Below are 15635 nucleotides of genomic sequence, written 5' to 3'. Positions count from 1 at the left end.
GGGTGAGGGATCTCAGGCCGAGTCCGAGGCGGCCGGGGCGGGATCCGGAACGGAATGCTGCTTCTCCATCGCGTCACGGAACCGGGCATAGCCGGCGAGTTCCGCGACGTCCCCGGTCTTGCGGTTCCGCAGGGCCCAGCTGCTCCACGCCGCGGCGACCAGCCCGGCACCGACCGGAATGAGCAACCAGAGGAGCGCACCCATCAGCGACCTCCCTACCCCTTGCACGACCGCAATCGACGAATAAGCAGATTAACCATCTGCCAGGTCAACGCTCACGCGAGGGGGTGGGTTACGCAACCGGAACCCACGGCACCGCTTCGGCCCCGCGTTCGAAAGAGGACCGGACCCTCGCGCGCTCTAAGACGCGCCTACCCGCCCTCCCGTCACCCGACCCCCGCCCCCGGAAGATGGCGCTACGCGCCGACCCATTCGTCCGTTCCATCCGCAAAAGTCTGGTGTTTCCAGATGGGCACCTCATGCTTGAGGTCGTCGATCAGCTTGCGGCAGGCGTCGAACGCCTCGCCCCGGTGCGGACAGGACACCGCGACGACCACCGCCAGGTCCCCGATCCGCAGATCGCCTACCCGGTGGACGGCGGCCAGCGCCCGCACCGGATGGTCGGCGATCACCTTCTCGGCGATCCGGCGCATCTCCGCCTCGGCCGTCGGGTGCGCGGAGTACCCCAGGGCGTCGACGTCGGCGCCGTTGTCGTGCGAGCGGACCGTACCGACGAACAGGGCGGTCCCACCGGCCGCCGCATCACCCACGGCGGCGAACACCTCGTCCACGGACAGCGGGGTGTCGCGGATCGCCAGGAGCCGGATCGGGTCCGCCGCGGCGCGCTCACCGGGGTGGTCGCGGCCGGGCGTCGAAGGAGAGGGCGTGCCAGACATACCCCCATCGTGCCGTACCCGGGGAGCGCCGGGGAATGGCCGGATCCGCCCGTCGTCCCGGCACCGGTATGGAGACTCCTCCAGTACGCGGCCGGTCGTCCCCTCTCAGATACGGCGGCGGGCCTTGCGGGCACGCCGTACCAGCGCGGCGGTGCCCAGCAGGGCGACGGTGGCGCCGGCCGCGCCCGCGGCGGTGGCGTCCTTGCGGCCCAGCCGGCGGCCCGCGACGGTGTGCCGTCCGGCGACCTCTTCGAGGAGCTCGGCGAGCACCTGCTCGTTCGTCCAGTTCGGCCGCCAGCCCGCGTCGTGCAGCCGGCTGCCGCTGACCACCCAGGGATGCATGGTGTACGCGAGGTCCCCGGCGGGCGACGGCGTCAGCCCGATCCGGTGCAGCCGGGCCGCCGCGCCCAGCGCCACGGAGGACGGCAGCTCCATGCGCCGGATACCGGAGAGCTCCTCGACCTCCTCCTGTTCCAGCCAGCCGTCGCAGCCCACCGCCAGCTCGCCGTCGACCTTCTCCAGCGCGGCGTACTCCAGCGCGCTGACCAGGTCCTCGACGTGGCAGAACTGCCAGGCGGGCCGGGATCCGGCGACGACCAGGAGGCGCGGCGATTCGAAGTACCGGGTCAGTGCGGTGTCGGTGCCGCCCACCAGGACGGTGGGGCGCAGCACGGTGACGTTCAGGCCGGGGTGGGCGCGCGGCGCGCGGCGGGCCAGGTGCTCGATCTCCAGGAGGTCGCCGACGCCGGTGGCGTCCGCGGTGGCGCGCAGCTCGGCGTCCTCGGCCAGCGGCACGTCGTTGTCGGGCAGCGCCCCGTAGACCATCGCGGAGGTGCACAGCACCACCCGGTGGATGCCGGCGGCCGCGGCGGCGGTGAGCACGGTCTGGGTGCCGCGCACGTTGTAGGCGGTGCGGGCGGTGGCGTCGGTCTCCAGGTCAAGGTCGAGCGCCAGGTGGACGACGACGTCCGCGCCGCGCAGTTTGTCCGCGATGGCCGGGTCGCGGACGTCCAGGACGTGCCACTGCGCCTCGGCGACGTCACCGCGCCGCTCATCGATCGCCACCACCTCGCGGACCTCGTCGGAGGCGACGAGGGCGCGGGTGAGCAGCGCGCCGACCCCGGACGCGGCTCCGGTGACGGCGACGACGGGCCGGCGCAGCGGCCGGTCCGCGGCGCCGGCAGGGGCGTCGTCCGTCGTCTCGGTCGGGGCGGCAGCGTTTCGCGCTGCGCGAACGGTCGGATCTGGGGAACTCACCGGGCGTCTCCAGCGGTTGTCTTCAGTGCGGGCGCGTGCTGACGCGTGCGCACCAGGTGGCGTCCATCCTGCCCCAGCCACCGGGACAGCGAAGCACCGAGCCCCGAAGCGGTCCGGGTGTCTACGCTGGAGGTGATGTCGGGCAGCCGCCGTCGGCCACCTGGCCGGCGGCCCTACGAGCCGAGGAAACCCGTGAGTGACACCCCATTCGGATTCGGCCTTCCGCCGGAGGAGCCGGAGGACGGCGACAACGGCAAGCAGAAGGGCGGCCAGGGAGGTAGCCAGGGCCCCGCGAACCCGTTCGGGTTCGGCGGCGGGAGCGGTGGCGCGGACAATCCGTTCGCGGCGCTCTTCGGCGGCATGGGCGGCCCCGGCGGCGAGATGAACCCCGGCGACCTGGGTGCCGCCTTCCAGCGCCTGGGCCAGATGCTCTCCTACGAGGGCGGCCCGGTGAACTGGGACATGGCCAAGGACATCGCGCGGCAGACGGTCGCGCAGGGCGCCGAGGACGGCAGCAAGGACGCGAGCGTCGCACCGGGCGAGCGGACCGCCGTCGAGGACGCCGTACGGCTGGCGGACCTGTGGCTGGACGGGGTGACGTCGCTGCCGTCGGGCTCCGCCTCGGTGGTGGCCTGGAGCCGCGCCGAGTGGGTCGAGGAGACCCTGCCGGTGTGGAAGGACCTGGTCAATCCGCTCGCCGAGCGCGTCGGATCGGCGATGGGCGAGGTGCTGCCCGGCGAGATGCAGGCCATGGCGGGCCCGCTGCTCGGGATGATGCGCTCCATGGGCGGCGCGATGTTCGGCACCCAGATCGGGCAGGCGCTGGGCGTCCTGGCGAGCGAGGTCGTGGGTTCCACCGACATCGGCCTGCCGCTCGGCCCGGCCGGCAAGGCGGCGCTGCTGCCGAAGAACGTCGCCTCCTTCGGTGAGGGCCTCGGTGTGCCCGAGGAGGAGGTGCGGCTCTACCTGGCCCTGCGGGAGGCCGCCCACCAGCGGCTCTTCGCGCATGTGCCGTGGCTGCGCTCGCATCTCTTCGGTGCCGTCGAGGGCTACGCCCGCGGCATCAAGGTCGACACGACCAAGCTGGAGGACGTGGTCGGGCAGATCGACCCGCAGCACCCCGAGGAGCTGCAGAACGCCCTGCAGCAGGGCATGTTCCAGCCCGAGGACACCCCGGAGCAGAAGGCCGCGCTGGCCCGTCTGGAGACCGCGCTGGCGCTCGTCGAGGGCTGGGTGGACGCGGTGGTGCACGCCGCCGCCAAGCCGCATCTGCCGTCCGCGGACAGGCTCCGTGAGACGCTGCGCCGCCGCCGGGCCAGTGGCGGCCCCGCCGAGCAGACGTTCTCCACGCTGATCGGTCTGCAGCTGCGTCCGCGCCGGCTGCGGGACGCCTCGCGACTGTGGGCGTCGCTCACCGACGCCCGGGGTCTGGACGGCCGGGACGGCCTGTGGGAGCACCCGGACATGCTGCCGACGGCGGCCGACCTCGACGACCCGGACGGGTTCGTCCACCACGAGCAGATGGACTTCTCCGAGCTCGACAAGATGCTCGGCGAGGCCGCCGGCGGCGGGAGGACCGAGCCGGGCGGCTCCCCCCAGGAGGGCGACGGTCCGGATGCCGCCCCCGGCGAGGGCAAGGGTGACGGCGACCGGTGAGTCTGCACGAGGATGCGGCGCGGGTGCTCAAGGAGTGGCCCGCGCCCTCGCCCGATCAGGAGCAGCTGCGGCTGGCCTACCTCGACCACCTCGCCGCCCATCAGGACGGCATGTGGAAGCCCTGCAAGGACGGTCACCTCACCGCGAGCGCGCTGGTGATCGACCCGGTGGGCGGCCGGGTGCTGCTCACGCTCCACCGCAAGCTGGAGATGTGGCTGCAGATGGGCGGCCACTGCGAGCCGGAGGACGCCTCGCTGGCGGACGCGGCGCTGCGTGAGGCGCGGGAGGAGTCCGGGATCGCCCGCGGGCTGACGCTGCTGCCCGGCGGCCCGGTGCGGCTGGACCGCCATCGGACGCCCTGCGCGGTGCATCTGGACGTCCAGTACGCGGCGCTGGCGCCCGAGGGCGCGGTGGCCGAGATCAGCGACGAGTCGCTGGACCTGCGGTGGTTCGGCTACGACGAGGTGCCCGCCGTCGCCGACACCTCGGTGGTGCGCCTGGTGGAGCGCACCCGCGCGCTCCTCTGACGGGTAGTCAGAACCTGTACGGCTGACGCCCGCCCCCTTGGAGGACGGGCGTCGGATCGACGTTCCCCGGCCGTCAGTTGGTGAAGATGTTGCCCTGGTTGGCGCCCCGGGCTCCCTGCTGGCCCATCCCGAACTGGGCGGCCATTCCGGAGCCGATGACGGCGTTCTGCGGCGGCAGCAGCTCACTGGGCTGGACCAGCGCGTACCCCTGCCCGAGGAAGCTCAGCTCCCAGCCCTCGCCGGTGTTGCCGCGCCGCCGCCAGACGCCCGAGGAGTGCGTCTGCGCCTGCATCTGGACCCGCAGCGACGCGGACCAGGCGACCACCGCGTCGGCGTCGGCGTTGACGTACTTGTCCGGCGTGACCTGCAGCATCAGCGGCTGGCCGGAGGTCATCAGGGCGACCTTGCCCTGCCCGGTGATGTTGAGCTGGTACTTGCCGGTGCCGGAGATGCCGTACTGGCTGTCGACCGAGACGACCTCCCAGTGGAGGCCCGAATCCAGCGCCAGGACATAGGCGCCGTCGACGGTCAGGCCGTCGTGGTCGACATCGACGACGTGCACGTACTGGGCGAGGTTGGCCAGATAGACGGTGCCCTGCCCGGAGACCCGCATCAGGTCGAGGCCCTCGCCGGAGTGGGCGCGGGCCCGCTGCTGGCCGGGCGTGGTGTAGTTGCCGTCGAACTCCAGCAGCCCCTGATAGGCGACCATGCTGCCCTTACGGGCGAGGACGTCGTCGTGGCCCGTCAGGGCGACCCGCAGCAGCTGGCTGTTCTGCAGGGCGTAGCGGTCCTGGGTCGGTGCCTCGGTGAAGGCGAAAAGCGGACTCTGCATGGCGTGTTCGGTCCTCCCCCTCAGCCCCGGGCCCGGAGCCGGTCGGTGCTGTCCTCGCTGGGCTGGACGACGACGAACCCCTGGCCGGAGAAGCCGAGTTGGTACGCCTCGCCGCTGCCGCGGCCGATCATCGAGGACGCCTTGAAGCTGCGCTTGCCCTTCATCTTCAGATGGGTCGACCAGGCGACCAGGGCGTCCGGGTCGACGTAGGTCTCGTCCTCGCCGCGGCCGCAGTCGACGACGACCGGCGTGCCCCGGGAGGTCAGCGCGACCCAGCCGGTGCCGGAGATCCCGACGTTGAACAGTCCCTGGCCGGCGAACTTCGCCATGCCCTTGACGCGCTGCACACCCCACTGGAGGTGGGCGTCGAAGGCGAGGAGGTTGGTGCCGTTGACGGAGAGCGAGTCGCCGTTGAGGTTGATGCAGACCACGTCGGCGCCGTAGTCGGCGAGGTAGAGCAGACCGTCGCCGGAGCACTTCATCAGGGGCGCGCCCTCGCCGGTGAGCCACTGGGAGGCCATCTGGCGGACGGCGGGCGGGTTGGGCTCGTACTGGACGAAGCCCTCGTAGGCGATCATCGAGCCGGTGCGGGCGAAGACGTCCTGGCCGCTCTGCATGGCGATCTTCACCATGGAGCTGCCGTGGTTCTCCATCCGGGCGGCGGGCGGGGTCGGGACGTAGCCCGACAGCTGCTGCTGGTTCATGACGTGCGGGCTCCCTCAGACCTCGTAGGGCTGGACGACGATGAAATTGCCGGGCGCACCGCGGAATTGGAGGTTCACGGTCTCGCCGGAGTGGCCCGGATAGGCGTGCCGGCGCAGGCTCACCTGGCTGGAGATGATCACCTGCGAGCCGGCGGACCAGGCCACGACGGCGTTGGCGTCGGCGAAGGTGGTCGGGGTGACCGGCAGCACCACGGGCGTTCCGTGGGTCGTGACGACGAGGGTGCCGGTCCCCTGGAACTGCATGGTGAACAGGGCGCCACCGGGGATGCCGTGGCCCTCGATCCGGCGGACCTCGTACTGCAGCGACTCGTCGAAGGCGAGGACGGACTCGGCGGACACGCAGATCGCGTCGCCCTGCAACTCGATCGGGTGGACATGGGCGCTGTTCTCCGCGAAGAACACCTGGCCCTGGCCGGTGCAGCGCATCAGCTGCATCTCCTGGCCGGTGGCGTTGCCGACGATCCGGCCGCGGAAGCCGGCGCCCTTGTAGCTGAAGTCCACCTTGCCCTGGTAGAGCACCATGCTGCCCTGGCGGGCGAGCACCGGCTGGCCGTCGATGCCGAGGTCGGCGCGGATCAGCTTGCCGTTCTGGGACGTCCAGCGCTGGCCGGTGGGGGCTTCCTTGTACTTGTCCAGGACGACGCCGAGGCCCGGGCCGCCGCCCTGGGGGACGGCGGGTGGCTGCCCGGCGCCGTACGGTGCGCCCGGGGGCTGCGCGCCCGGCTGGCCGTAGGAGGCGGGCTGTCCCGGGTAGGGGTCCTGGCCGCCGTACGGGGGTGCCGGCGGGGCCGGCTGGCCGGGGAAGCCGGCGGGCGGCGGCTGCGGCGGGCCGTAGGGCTGGCCGGGCGCCGGCTGGCCGTAGGGGGCGGGGGGCGGCGGCGCGGGCACACCGGGTGGCACCCCTGGGCCGGCGAGCGGCGCGGCGATCGTGGGCGCGTTGTGGACCTGCGGGGCCGCGGGCTGCGGGGTCGGCGGCGCGGGTGCCGGATGCGGGGCGGCCGGCGGCGCGGCGGGGGCTGCGCCCTGGGGCGGGCCGAAGGACGGGGCGGGCTGGTCGGGCACGGGTGCCGGGGCCGGTGCGCCGAAGGACGGGGCGGGGGCGGCGGGCCCGGGCGGCGGCGCGAAGCTGGGCGCCTCCTGCGCCGGCGCGGCCGGCTGAGCCTCCGCCTCTTCGGCGACCTCGCCGCCGAAGTTCTTCAGCAGCGCCTCCAGGCCGCCGTCGAAGCCCTGGCCGACCGCGGCGAACCGCCACACGTCCTTGAGGTAGAAGTCGCCGAGCATGACGGCGCGTTCGGTGCTGAACTCGCTGCCCGTGAAGGAGTAGCGGGCGACCTCCTCGCCGCCGGCCACGATCCGGAGGTAGCCGGGGCCGATCTGGGAGACCTGGCCCGGGCCGTCGAGCGCGGCGGTGAACGACAACTTCCGGATGTGCGCCGGGATCTTGTCGAGGGTGACCCGGAAGGACTCGTTGTCGCCGGCCTGCGCGCCGAGCAGTTGGATGGCTTCCTCGGGCGTCTTGGGCTGGTTGAAGAAGACGAAGTACCGGTCGTCGGAGAGCCGTTCGTCGGCGTCCAGGCCGAAACAGCTGATGTCGAAGGTCAGGCCGGGCCCGCCGATCTGCACGCCGACGTACAGATCCGTCCCCGCCGTGAGATCACCGATTTTGGCCTTGTGGCCCCGCTGGAATTCCCTGGCCATACGTAACGCCCGTCCCCCGCTCCCGCAGTGAGTCCCTGGGCGGCCCAGGCTAACCGCTGGCGGTGACAGCGGGCGATGCCGGGGCGCGCGGGACCCCGACCGGTACGGGCCGCTATTCCCGGCGTGCGGCGGGCAAATGGGGCAGCCGGTCGGCCGCCACCACCCCTTCGAGGTAGCCACGGGCCCGTTCCGTACGGGGGTAGGACTCCAGCAGCCGCCAGAACTCCGGGCCGTGGCCGGGGACGAGCAGATGCGCGAGCTCGTGCAGCAGGACGTAGTCGATGACGTACTCCGGCATGCCCTGCAGACGGTGCGACAGACGGATGCTGCCCTCCGCCGGGGTGCACGAGCCCCAGCGGGTGTTCTGGTTGGTCACCCAGCGCACCGACGCCGGCCGGGCGCGGGCGTCGAGGAACTGCTCCGCCAGCCGCCCGGCGCGCTCGGCCAGCTCCCGGTCGCCGAGCATCCGCTTGCTCTCCTGGGCGGCGAGCTTGTCCAGCATCACCGTCACCCAGCGCTGCTCCTCGGCCTCGGACATCCGGGCCGGGATCAGTACGACCGTGCGGTCGCCCTCGCGGTACGCGGAGACCGTCCTGCGCCGCCGCGAACTGCGGCGCACCTCGACCGCGCTGGTGCCCGAGCTGCGGGCCTTCGGAGTCGGGGAAGCCCCGCGCGAGGCGTCAGCGGCGCGGCGCAGGGGCGTCTCCCCGGAGCCGTGGGCGGAAGGGTCGGCGGGCACGCGCCCGACGTTACCTGCTGGCCCGGCGGGAAGTCCCCACCCGCGGTCGGTTCGCCGCCGAACCACTCCATGGCGGGCACAGGTTGTATGACAAATCCTTCCCCGGCCTGTGGATAACTTCGGCCCCGATCCGCGACAGGGCGCATGCTGAAGGCCGGACGACGAAGGACGGGGGCGGATGACATGCATCCGATGCTCAAGCCCGCGCTGCGGCGCGGCTGGCGGGACAGGGAAACGGTGCGGTTCGGCGTGGCGCCGGCCCATGCGAGGGTGCTCGGGCCGCTCGACACGGCCACCGGCAGCTTCCTCACCTTGATCGACGGCACCCGCACCATGCAGCAACTCATCGACGAGGCCGCGTTACTGGACCTCCCGCCCGATCACGTGCGGGGAGTGGTCGGGCGGCTCGGCGCAGCCGGGCTGCTGGAGGCGCCCACCGCGGGCGGCCCGGCGGCCGACGCCGTACGCGCCGACCGGCCCGCCCATGAGCAGCTGCGGGCCGACCTGGCCTCCCTGTCGGTGCAGCACCGGGAGCCGGCCGGCGCGCTGGGGCGCATGGGGGCGCGGCGGGCGGTCCGCGCGCGGGTCAAGGGGCTGGGGAAGGTGGGCGCACTGGTGGCCGTACAGCTCGCGGCCGCCGGCATCGGCCGGGTCGAGGCGTTCGACGGCGGCAAGGTCGCACCGTGGGACGTGACACCCGGCGGCCTGCCCGCCGAGCGGATCGGCGAACCGCGCAAGGAAGCCGTGGAGCGGCTGGTCCACCACGCCTCCCCGTGGAGCCGCCGGCAGCGTCCGACGGGGGTACCGCTCAGCGAATCCGGCGAACCCGGCCTGTCCCTGGTGGTGCTCACCCCGCGCGACGGGCTCGGCGCGTACGCCCCCGACCCCGTGCTGTCCGAGCCGCTGCTGAGCGCCGGCATCCCGCACCTCTACGCGGGCGTGATCGAGGGCACGGGCGTGGTCGGCCCGCTGGTGCTGCCCGGCGGCACGGCCTGCGCCCGCTGCGACGAACTGCGCCGCACGGACGCGGAACCGGCCTGGCCGCGGCTGCTCGCCCAATGGAGGTCGGGCCGGGCCGCCCCCGCCGTACCGTCCTGCGACACCGCGCTGGCCACCACGGTCGCCGGGCTCGCCGCCGTCCAGGCACTGGCGTTCCTCGACGGGGACCTCCCGCCGTCCACGGGGGCGCGGATGGAGCTGGCGCTGCCGTGTGCGGGCGTACGCACGGTGCGGATCGAGCCGCATCCGGAGTGCGGATGCGGGGCCGCCGCTTCGCTGTGTGCGGCAGGCACCTCGGATACTCGGCCATGACACGCCACAATGACGGGGTAACCCCGGTTGGGGGACAGTGTGAGTTGGAGGGGCGCATGTCTGATCTTCCCCGCAAGGCGGTCACCCGCACCGCCAAGCTGGCCGCGCTGCCACTGGGGTTCGCCGGCCGCGCCACCTGGGGCCTGGGCAAACGGATCGGCGGCAGATCCGCCGAGATCGTCGGCCGGGAGCTCCAACAGCGCACCGCGGAACAGCTCTTCAAGGTCCTCGGCGAGCTGAAGGGCGGGGCGATGAAGTTCGGGCAGGCGCTGTCCGTCTTCGAATCGGCGCTCCCCGAGGAGATCGCCGGCCCGTACCGCGCCGCCCTGACGAAGCTTCAGGAAGCCGCGCCGCCGATGCCGACGAGCACGGTCCACGCCGTACTGGCCGAGCGGCTCGGCGAGGACTGGCGGGAGCTCTTCGAGGAGTTCGAGGACAAACCCGCCGCGGCGGCCTCCATCGGCCAGGTGCACCGCGCGGTCTGGCACGACGGCCGCGAGGTGGCCGTCAAGGTGCAGTACCCCGGCGCCGGCCAGGCCCTGTTGTCGGACCTCGCGCAGCTGAGCCGGTTCGCCCGGCTGCTGGGCCCGCTCGTGCCCGGTATGGACATCAAACCGCTGATCAGCGAGTTGCGCGACCGGGTCTCGGAGGAGCTGGACTACTCCCTGGAGGCGGACGCCCAGCGGGCCCATGCCGAGGAGTTCGCCGACGACCCGGACGTGTGCGTGCCGGCCGTGGTGCACCAGAGCGACCAGGTACTGGTGACGGAGTGGATGGACGGCGTGCCGCTGTCCGAGGTGATCGCGGACGGCACGGACGAGCAGCGGGACCGTGCCGGCCAGTTGCTGGCCCGCTTCCTGTTCTCCGGTCCGGCCCGCACGGGGCTGCTGCACGCCGACCCGCACCCGGGCAACTTCCGGCTGCTGGCCGGCGACTCCCCCGACGCGCCGGCGGAGGAATGGCGGCTGGGCGTGCTGGACTTCGGCACCGTCGACCGGCTGCCCGACGGACTGCCGGCCACGATCGGCGCCTCACTGCGGATGACCCTGGACGGCGAGGCGGACGCGGTCTACCAGCTGCTGTGCGAGGAGGGCTTCGTCAAGGAGTCCATCGAGCTGGACCCCGACGCGGTGCTGGAGTATCTGCTGCCGATCATCGAGCCCGCGCAGGTCGACGCGTTCACCTTCACCCGCGGCTGGATGCGCCGGCAGGCCGCCCGGGTCGGTGATCCGCGCTCCCCCGCCCACCAGTTGGGCAAGCGGCTCAACCTGCCGCCCGCCTACCTGCTGATCCACCGGGTGACCTTGAGCACCATCGGCGTGCTGTGCCAGCTCGGCGCGACCGTTCGGCTGCGGGACGAGCTGGAGGCCTGGATGCCCGGCTTCGTCCCCGAGCACGAGCCGGCCGGCGCCGACCTCACCGGCAGCGGCCCCGGCCCGGACGAGGACCCGGCCGGCCCCGATAGGGACATCGACGAGGAGGCCGTTGAAGAGACCACCGCCTGAGCTCCCGCCGGCGGTACCTCACCACCAGCTGGAATCCAGGCGTCCCTCGATGGCCCTGATGTTCTCCCGGGCGCAGCGGTCGCAGAAGTAACGGCGCTCGCCGTTCTCGACGGAGCAGGTCCAGGTCGGCGGGGTGCCCTCGGCGACGGCGCCGCAGCCGGCACACACCGTCATCCCGTCGGCCAACTCCGCCTCGTGATGCGTCTTCTGGTTCACCATCCGACGATATCCCCGTCAACCACATGAACCGGGGCGCAACGCACCACGGGGCCCGCCCTGTCGGACGGACCCCGTGGAAGGTGGTATCAGCGCTGCCCTGCCGGGCGCACGGACCTGCCCACCGCCTTACTGCATCACGGCCATGGCCAGCGCCCGGCGGGCACGGAGCGACGCGCGCTCGGCACGCCGCTGCATCCGCCGCGCGGCGGCGAGCCGGTGCCCCCTGCGTTCGGACTCGGCCTCCCGCAGGCGTTCATGCATATGCGCACGTGCCAGGGCTTCTGGGATGAGTTGCATGGCGAGGTTCCTGTTCTGACGCGACTCGATCGCGTCGGCGTTCGCGGGGACGGGCATGTCGGTGAAGGTGGGATTCATCGTGAGGTCCTGCTTCTTGGGATCCCGTGTGACGGGACGGTCGATCGTTCCTGCGCCGGTGGTGTTCATGCCGCAACCGGGTTCTTGCGCGGACGGCCACGCGGACGCTTCCGCGGCACCACGACGCCCTGGACGAAGAGCTCGCCACCCCAGACACCCCAGGGCTCACGACGGTCCTTGGCGCCGGCGAGGCAGGCCTCGCGCACCGGACAGGACTGGCACAGCGTCTTGGCGTACTCGACGTCGGCCGGGGACTCCGCGAAGAAGACCTCCGGGTCGTAGGTGCGGCACGGAACAGCGGCGCCGAGGCGGTCGATCTCGTCGTCGAGCTCGGTGAGGGGCAGCAAGGAGTTCTCCTGAGGGTCGGGCGGAGGGATCAGGTCGGTGGCTACGGACGGGGTGTGCGTCTGGAGTTGCACGGTGTGTGTTCCTCGTCTGTTGTGGCCCGCTGGTGGCGAGCGTGTGGGGCAAACAAAAGGGCCGCGGATCCCGGTGTGGGTTCCGCGGCCCTGGAAGGTGCCGACCTGATCTGCCGATCAGGCTGGATCTCTCCAGGGTTCGAGGCCGCGGTAGGCCCACATGTCATGCTGCGTCAGGTACTGCTTCCGGGATTCGGCACCGTTGGCCGCCGCGAAGGCAAAGGCATTCGCCCCAGCCGCCACTGCTACTGCCGCAGGTGCCTCGGTCGGTCGCGCGGTGCGCTCACTGCGGGTCAGCACAGCGAGGGACTCGGGGCGCGCGACCTCGGTACCGGAAAGGCGGCCGAAGCCGGACAGACCGGTGCCACGGAGCGAGGAGCCGAGCGGGCAGGTGGCGACGACCGAGCGATCGGTCATTTTGTTCGTCTCGATGAAGCTGATCACTGGGCTCGCCTCCTCTCGGCGTCTCGGTGGAACGGGAAACCCGTTCCAGGGTGTTCAAGTACAGCACGGATCCATCGGATCTCGGAAGATTCCGTTGTCTCCGTTGCTCACGAAGGCTATGGGGATGCGCTCCGCGCGCGCAAACTATTTTTCCGACGAGTTTTCCGCGTCGCCTCCGGACCCGTCGCCCGAGGCTCCCGTGAGCTCCTCGCCGGCACAGATTGCCAGCACATCGCTGCCGTAGCGGTCGAACTTGCGCCGCCCCACACCAGAGATGACCGCAAGCTCCGATTCGGTTCCCGGCACCGCCTCGGCAATCGCCATCAACGTCTTGTCCGTGAAGATGCACCAGGCCGGCTGCCGGGCCCGGGCGGCCTCCTCCGCACGCCACGCGTGCAACCGCTCGTACAGCGCCTCGTCCAGCTCCGACGGACAGTCCTCACACCGCATCAGCTTCATCTCGCCCGCGTCCGTCAGCGTCCGGTTGCACACCCGGCACCGGGCCGGACGGCGATCCCGGGGACGCCGCGGCACCGCAGCCGCCGCCCCACCGCGCTCCACGCCCCGCAGCACCGAACCCCCCGTACGGCGCCCGGCAACCGCCCCGGAACCGGGCCGCAGCCCGGTCAGGAAACGGCTGGCACTCCGGGACGCCCGGCCGCCCGGGGACCGCGCCAGCGACCACGACAGCGCCAGATGGCGCCGCGCCCGGGTGACGCCCACATAGAGCAGCCGACGCTCCTCCTCTATCTGCTCGTCCGTCCGGGCGTACGTGATCGGCATCATGCCCTCGGTCAGCCCCACCAGGAAGACGGCGTCCCACTCCAGGCCCTTCGCGGCGTGCAGGGAGGCCAGCGTCACACCCTCGACCGTCGGCGCGTGCTGTGCGTTGGCCCGCTCGTCCAGCTCGGCGACGAAATCCGCCAGCGAGGCCCCGGACCGGGCCCGGGCGAACTCCTCGGCGAGCCGCACCAGGGCCGCCAGCGACTCCCAGCGGTCCCGTACCGCCCCCGAACCGGCCGGCGGCGCGCTCGTCCAGCCCATGTCGCTGAGCACCGCCCGCACCTCCGACGGCAGGTCCGGCGCATCGTCGAGCAGTGTGTCGTTGGCCCCGAAACGGGCGGCGCCGCGCAGCTTGATCCCCGCCTCGCGCACCTCCGGCCGCTCGAAGAACCGCTCGGCGCCCCGAAGCTGGTACGGCACGCCGACATCGGCCAGCGCCTGCTCGTAGACCTCCGACTGCGCGTTGACCCGGAAGAGCACCGCGATCTCGCTGGCCGGCACCCCCGAGGCGATCAGGTCCCGGATCCGGCGGGCGGTGCCCTCGGCCTCCGCGGGCTCGTCGGCGTACTCCGTGTACACCGGCTCCGGGCCCGGCTCGCGCTGCGAGACCAGCTCCAGGCGGTGCTCGGCCGCGCGCCCCTTGGCCTGCGAGAGCAGACCGTTGGCGAGGTGCACGACCTGCGGGGTGGAGCGGTAGTCGCGGACCAGCCGGACGACGGTGGCGTGCGGATGGCGGGTGCGGAAGTTCAGGAGGTGGTCGGGGGTGGCGCCGGTGAAGCTGTAGATCGTCTGGCTGGCGTCACCGACCACGCACAGACTGTCGCGGTCCCCCAGCCACAGGTCCAGCAGCCGCTGCTGGAGCGGGCTGACGTCCTGGTACTCGTCGACGACGAAGTGCTGGTACTGGGTGCGGACCTGCTCGGCGATGTCGTGCCGGTCCTGCAGCACCCCGACCGTGAGCAACAGCACGTCCTCGAAGTCGATGGCGCCCCGGTCGCGCTTCAGCTGCTCGTAGGTGGCGTAGATCTGCCCCGTCTCGGCCGGGTCGCGCGGCGCCTCCCGGCCCGCCTTGGCGACCGCGGCCGGATAGTCCGCCGGCACGGTCTGGGTGACCTTGGACCACTCGATCTCGGCCGTGACATCGCGCAGCTCATTGCGGTCCAGCCGGACCCGGCAGCGCGCACCCGCCTCGGCGACGAGCTGCGCCTTCCGCTCCAGCAGCCGCGGCAGCTCGCCACCCACCGCCTTCGGCCAGAAGAACTGCAACTGCCGCAGCGCCGCGGAGTGGAACGTCCGCGCCTGGACCCCGCCCGCTCCGAGCTGCCGCAGCCGCCCGCGCATCTCGCCGGCCGCGCGCGCGGTGAACGTGACGGCGAGCACACTCGCGGGCTGCAGGATCCCGGCCCGCACCCCGTACGCGATCCGATGGGTGATCGCCCGCGTCTTGCCCGTACCGGCACCGGCCAGCACGCACACCGGACCGTGCAGCGCCGTCGCGACCTCCCGCTGCTCGGGGTCGAGCCCGTCCAGCACCCCGTCGGCCGAGTCCGGCGCCGGCGGGAAAAGGGAGGAGTGCGTTGCTGCTGTCACCCCGCCATGCTGCCAGGTCCACCGTGACGGCCGGGACGCCTGTCCACAGCCTCCCGTCTCCTGTCGTACGCAACCGCGCCGCTGTGGACAGCCGGCGGCGCGACTGCTGCGGGTGGGGTGAGGGGGGTGCGGGGCGGGCTGAGGCGGGGCCGCCCCCCGAATCCCGCGCCAAGCCACCCCGGGAATTGCCCGCCCGTCCCATGCGTTGTGTCCCATGGCCGCGCCGAGTGGGCGGTACGAAGAGACGACTGACAAAGGAGCGCGGGGCGCATGGCGGGCACTGTGACGATGTACAGCACCACCTGGTGCGGTTACTGCCGTCGGCTGAAGAGCCAGATGGACCGTGAGGGAATCACGTACACCGAGATCAACATCGAGCAGGACCCGGAGTCCGCGGCGTTCGTGGAGAAGGCCAACGGCGGCAACCAGACGGTGCCGACCGTGCTCTTCGCCGACGGGACGACGCTGACCAACCCGTCCCTGGCGCAGGTCAAGCAGAAGGTGGGCGTGGCCTGAGGCAGGTCGTGGGGGGGGCGCCGGCGGCCCCCCCCCCCCGTGGCGCGGGGGGGGGCCCACGCCGCAGCGGTGACTGGGGGCGGGGGGGGGCCGGTGGGCGGGGGGGGTGTGTTTTAAAAAAATGAACCGGGCGCCGGAAGGGG

The 15635-nt window shown here is 72.5% G+C and carries 17 protein-coding genes; 5 read left to right on the top strand and 12 right to left on the bottom strand.

Going from position 1 to position 15635, the window contains the following annotated elements:
* Positions 1-12: 12 nt before the first annotated feature.
* From ACFV1J_RS27710 to ACFV1J_RS27700, 3 genes are all read right to left on the bottom strand, one after another.
* Entirely contained in the window at positions 13-204 is a 192-nt protein-coding gene (locus ACFV1J_RS27710) for a hypothetical protein (protein ID WP_385862452.1), read from the bottom strand.
* Positions 205-416: 212 nt separating this feature from the next.
* A complete protein-coding gene (locus ACFV1J_RS27705) occupies positions 417-896 on the bottom strand; it encodes a molybdenum cofactor biosynthesis protein MoaE (protein WP_385862450.1) in 480 nt (159 codons plus the stop codon).
* A 105-nt stretch (positions 897-1001) separates the two neighbouring features.
* A complete protein-coding gene (locus ACFV1J_RS27700; RefSeq protein ID WP_385862449.1) occupies positions 1002-2153 on the bottom strand; it encodes an SDR family oxidoreductase in 1152 nt (383 codons plus the stop codon).
* 192 nt (positions 2154-2345) lie between these two features.
* Between ACFV1J_RS27700 and ACFV1J_RS27695 the strand changes: the two genes are divergently transcribed.
* Together ACFV1J_RS27695 and ACFV1J_RS27690 are read left to right on the top strand one after the other, a co-directional pair.
* The gene (locus ACFV1J_RS27695) at positions 2346-3809 is read left to right on the top strand and encodes a zinc-dependent metalloprotease (RefSeq protein WP_385862446.1); all 1464 of its coding nucleotides are present in this window, start codon (positions 2346-2348) and stop codon (positions 3807-3809) included.
* On the top strand, positions 3806-4336 hold the full coding sequence (locus tag ACFV1J_RS27690) for an NUDIX hydrolase (protein ID WP_385862444.1): 531 nt from the start codon (positions 3806-3808) through the stop codon (positions 4334-4336). The genes ACFV1J_RS27695 and ACFV1J_RS27690 overlap by 4 nt, the downstream gene beginning before the upstream one ends.
* Before the next feature lie 73 nt (positions 4337-4409).
* On the opposite strand, the gene ACFV1J_RS27685 is transcribed toward ACFV1J_RS27690, so the two are convergent.
* The 4 genes from ACFV1J_RS27685 to ACFV1J_RS27670 form a co-directional block, all read right to left on the bottom strand.
* A complete protein-coding gene (locus ACFV1J_RS27685; protein WP_385862440.1) occupies positions 4410-5168 on the bottom strand; it encodes an AIM24 family protein in 759 nt (252 codons plus the stop codon).
* Positions 5169-5188: 20 nt separating this feature from the next.
* On the bottom strand, positions 5189-5872 hold the full coding sequence (locus tag ACFV1J_RS27680; RefSeq protein WP_030806226.1) for an AIM24 family protein: 684 nt from the start codon (positions 5870-5872) through the stop codon (positions 5189-5191).
* 15 nt (positions 5873-5887) lie between these two features.
* On the bottom strand, positions 5888-7591 hold the full coding sequence (locus ACFV1J_RS27675; RefSeq protein WP_385862438.1) for a TerD family protein: 1704 nt from the start codon (positions 7589-7591) through the stop codon (positions 5888-5890).
* 112 nt (positions 7592-7703) lie between these two features.
* A complete protein-coding gene (locus ACFV1J_RS27670) occupies positions 7704-8330 on the bottom strand; it encodes a M48 family metallopeptidase (protein ID WP_385862436.1) in 627 nt (208 codons plus the stop codon).
* 192 nt (positions 8331-8522) lie between these two features.
* On the opposite strand from ACFV1J_RS27670, the gene ACFV1J_RS27665 reads away from it, so the two are divergent.
* On the top strand, positions 8523-9641 hold the full coding sequence (locus ACFV1J_RS27665) for a ThiF family adenylyltransferase (RefSeq protein ID WP_385862493.1): 1119 nt from the start codon (positions 8523-8525) through the stop codon (positions 9639-9641).
* A 56-nt stretch (positions 9642-9697) separates the two neighbouring features.
* The gene (locus ACFV1J_RS27660; RefSeq protein ID WP_385862434.1) at positions 9698-11146 is read left to right on the top strand and encodes an ABC1 kinase family protein; all 1449 of its coding nucleotides are present in this window, start codon (positions 9698-9700) and stop codon (positions 11144-11146) included.
* Positions 11147-11164: 18 nt separating this feature from the next.
* Here ACFV1J_RS27660 and ACFV1J_RS27655 read toward each other — a convergent pair whose 3' ends face one another.
* The 5 genes from ACFV1J_RS27655 to ACFV1J_RS27635 all read right to left on the bottom strand — a co-directional run bounded on the left by ACFV1J_RS27655 (position 11165) and on the right by ACFV1J_RS27635 (position 14976).
* Entirely contained in the window at positions 11165-11365 is a 201-nt protein-coding gene (locus ACFV1J_RS27655; RefSeq protein ID WP_385862432.1) for a hypothetical protein, read from the bottom strand.
* Positions 11366-11491: 126 nt separating this feature from the next.
* Positions 11492-11809, bottom strand: a complete 318-nt coding sequence (locus ACFV1J_RS27650) for a hypothetical protein (RefSeq protein WP_385862430.1) — start codon at positions 11807-11809, stop codon at positions 11492-11494.
* On the bottom strand, positions 11806-12159 hold the full coding sequence (locus ACFV1J_RS27645; RefSeq protein WP_030413462.1) for a WhiB family transcriptional regulator: 354 nt from the start codon (positions 12157-12159) through the stop codon (positions 11806-11808). Before ACFV1J_RS27645 ends, ACFV1J_RS27650 begins: the two co-directional genes overlap by 4 nt.
* Before the next feature lie 117 nt (positions 12160-12276).
* Positions 12277-12603, bottom strand: a complete 327-nt coding sequence (locus ACFV1J_RS27640) for a hypothetical protein (protein WP_385862428.1) — start codon at positions 12601-12603, stop codon at positions 12277-12279.
* A 144-nt stretch (positions 12604-12747) separates the two neighbouring features.
* Complete coding sequence (locus tag ACFV1J_RS27635) at positions 12748-14976, bottom strand: ATP-dependent DNA helicase UvrD2 (protein ID WP_385862427.1); 2229 nt, start codon at positions 14974-14976, stop codon at positions 12748-12750.
* Positions 14977-15246: 270 nt separating this feature from the next.
* Here ACFV1J_RS27635 and ACFV1J_RS27630 point away from each other — a divergent pair, with 270 nt between their 5' ends.
* Positions 15247-15492, top strand: a complete 246-nt coding sequence (locus ACFV1J_RS27630) for a mycoredoxin (protein ID WP_385862425.1) — start codon at positions 15247-15249, stop codon at positions 15490-15492.
* The last annotated feature ends 143 nt before the right edge of the window (positions 15493-15635 follow it).

It is taken from the genome of Streptomyces sp. NPDC059649 (genome assembly GCF_042734445.1).
Lineage (GTDB): Bacteria > Actinomycetota > Actinomycetes > Streptomycetales > Streptomycetaceae > Streptomyces.
Note: the sequence above shows the minus strand (reverse complement) of the source record. Positions and strands in the feature narration are given on the sequence as shown.